The following is a 2,238-nucleotide window of genomic DNA, read 5'->3' as shown; positions in this document are numbered from 1 at the left end:
TCGCGGGCGTCCGCATCGGTGAGGGGGCCGCCGTCCCAGGGCCGGCGCGCCGAGCCCTTGCGCCCGGAATGGCCGAGCTGGATCGCCGCCAGCGCGCCGGCGCCCCGCAGGAAGGAGGTGACGCGCTTCAGCCCCGGCACATGGTCGTCGGACCAGATGCCGAGGTCGCCGGGAGCGATCCGGCCCTCGGGGGTGATGGCGGTGGCCTCGGTCATGACGATGCCGAACCCGCCGAGGGCGAACTTGCCGAGATGGACCAGCAGCCCGTCATCGGCGAAGCCGTCCTTGGCCACATGCTGGTTCATGGCCGACAGCATGGTGCGGTTGCGCGCCGTCGCGCCGCGCAGGGCGAGCGGCGTGAACAGGGCCGGCAGGGTCTCGCGCATGGCGCCGCCTCCGCTTTGCCGGTTCAGGCCGGCTGCGCCAGGCGCGCCTCGCGCCACGCCAGCGCCTTGCCGAGGCCCTGCTCGCGCACCACCTTCATGAAGCCGCGCTTGAGGTCGGTGCCCTCGGCCTCGATCAGGAGGTCGATCTCCAGCGCCTGGCGCAGGGCCGCCTGCATGCCCATCAGCTCGTAGGTGCGGTTGATCGCCATCTTGGTGCGCTTCATCACCATGGGGTCCATGCGCGCCAGCTTGCCCGCCAGCGCCAGCGCCTCGTCCATGAGCCGGTCGGGCGCCACCACCTGGTTGATGAGGCCCCATTCGAGCGCCTGCCGGGCGGGGATCGCGTCCTCGCCGGTATAGATCACGCCGCGCGCCACCTTGGGCGTCACGTACCAGGGCAGGATCATGGCGACGATGCCGGCGCCGAACTTCAATTCCGGCTCGCCGAAGGTCGCGCCCTCGACGGCGATGGCGAGGTCGCACGCCATCATCAGCTCGAAGCCGCCCGCCAGCGCCGGCCCGTTCACCGCCGCGACCGAGGGCTTGGCGAGGTTCCAGAACGACATGATGCCCTTGAAGTCGGCCTCGAGCAGCGGCGTCCATTCGGCGACGCCGGAGGGCTGGGCCTCGGCCTGGTCCTTGAGGTCGAAGCCGGCGGAGAAGGCGGCACCGGCCCCCGTCACCACCACGCAGCGCACCGCGTCGTCGGCGCTGATCTCCGCGCAGACCTCTTCAAGCTCGCGCAGCATGTGCTGGTTCATGGCGTTGGCGCGCGTCGGACGGTTGAACGTCACGCGGCCGATGCCGGCCTCGGGCTTGTCGTAGATCAGCGTTTCCCAGCTCATGGGATTGTCCTTTCGTTTGGATCGGTTAGCGGCGTCCGCCGGCGATGCGCGCGGCCTCAGGCTGGTGGCGCAGGCGCCACATGGCGACGACGCCGAGCGCGGGGCCGATGGCGAGCACCGCGAAGGCGTGGTCCCAGCCGAGCGTCGCGATGACGAGCGGCATCGCCTGGATGGTCAGGAAGGTGAGCAGGAAGCCCATGGAGGTCTGGATGGTCAGCATGGTTCCCACCAGATGCGGCTGGGCGAGTTCGGCGATGCAGGCCGAGAACTGCGCGGAATCCGCCACCACCGTGAGGCCCCAGACGAGCGCGACCAGGATCAGCAGGCCGGCGCCGAACGGCGGCAGCAGGCCGATGACCGCCGCGCAGGTGCCACTCGCCGCCATGGCGCCCATGGTCACGGTGGTGCGGCCGACGCGGTCGGCCAGCAGCCCGGCGGCGACGCTGCCCACCGCACCGGAGGCGATCACCAGGAACGTGATGATGCCGGCGTTGCCGCTGAACCCGGTCTGCGGCAGCGCCCAGGCGAGGAAGGCGCCGATCCACGCCCACATGGCGTAGAGTTCCCACATGTGGCCGAGATAGCCGGCATTGGCGAGCAGCACCGGTCTCTGCCGGAGCGCGCCGAAGGCCTCGGCGAAGCGGAAGCGGCTCGCCTGCATGTGCTTGGGGCCGAGCGAGATGGCGAGGATGCCGGCCGCCGCCACCCCGGCGCAGGCGGTGGAGACGGCGATGGTGACGCGCCAGTCGATGCCGGCGACCGCGTTGAACAGGTAGGGCAGGGAGGAGCCGAGCGTGAGCGCGCCCACCAGGGTGCCGATCATCAGCCCCACGGCGCGCTCGGCCCATGCGGCGGCCATCTTCATGCCCACCGGATAGACGCCGGCCAGCGCCGCCCCCGTGACGAAGCGGAGCGCCACGGTGAGGGCGCTGTCGAAGCCCCGTGGCCAGCAGGCACAGATTGGCGGCGCGCCGACGAGGGTCGCGCCGCGACGGCGGCGCGGTCGA

Annotated in this window: 3 protein-coding genes; all 3 read right to left on the bottom strand. The window is 71.6% G+C overall.

Features of this window, described 5'->3' with window-relative positions:
- Positions 1-386: oxidoreductase (locus tag AC2W7M_RS24160; protein WP_486135535.1), on the bottom strand; the 386-nt coding region annotated here is incomplete at its 3' end.
- Between the two features lie 23 nt (positions 387-409).
- Entirely contained in the window at positions 410-1,231 is an 822-nt protein-coding gene (locus AC2W7M_RS24155; RefSeq protein ID WP_486135533.1) for an enoyl-CoA hydratase/isomerase family protein, read from the bottom strand.
- 25 nt (positions 1,232-1,256) lie between these two features.
- Positions 1,257-2,238 (bottom strand): MFS transporter (locus AC2W7M_RS24150; protein WP_486135531.1); only part of this gene is annotated, 982 nt, incomplete at its 5' end.

The sequence above is a fragment of the Xanthobacter sp. BG11Y11_SDJG genome (assembly GCF_057364445.1).
Note: the sequence above shows the minus strand (reverse complement) of the source record. Positions and strands in the feature narration are given on the sequence as shown.